Below are 515 nucleotides of genomic sequence, written 5' to 3'. Positions count from 1 at the left end.
CTGGTACTAATAGACCAAAACAAACACACACACTTAACCTTTTGAGTGTGTAAACAACAAACACAACAGCTAAGTAATCACACTGCCGTGTTCGCGTCCACTACACAGTATCTGACACAACACCAGCAACCAGACACAAACATTTGCTCCGTGTGTTTGTCGGTGGCCTATAGCAGCAGGGAAACGCCCGGTCCCATTCCGAACCCGGAAGCTAAGCCTGCTAACGCTGATGGTACTGCAACCGGGAGGTTGTGGGAGAGTAAGAAACCGCCGACACCAAACAACAAACCATAACTCAATACACAAAGCCCGTCACCGTTGAGCAACCACTCAACGGTGACGGGCTTCTTCGTTTACGCACACAGCCTAAAAGTACAAACCCGAAAACACTAACCTGCGTGCTGCACATCCACGTCTGCGCTTATAGACCGCAACGGAACCCTGCACCATTCATACGCGCTATTTGTCCCAGGTGAAGCGTCCAGGGTCACTGACATCAATCCTCAGGTAGCGCC

General features: G+C 50.7%; 1 rRNA gene. It reads left to right on the top strand.

Features of this window, described 5'->3' with window-relative positions:
* Window positions 1-158: 158 nt before the first annotated feature.
* Window positions 159-276 (top strand): 5S ribosomal RNA (gene rrf / locus HMPREF2932_RS09225).
* Window positions 277-515: the final 239 nt, after the last annotated feature.

The organism is Corynebacterium sp. HMSC074H12 (assembly GCF_001813755.1).
Classification (GTDB): Bacteria; Actinomycetota; Actinomycetes; order Mycobacteriales; family Mycobacteriaceae; genus Corynebacterium; species Corynebacterium hiratae.
This window is presented reverse-complemented; position numbering and strand designations above follow the sequence as displayed.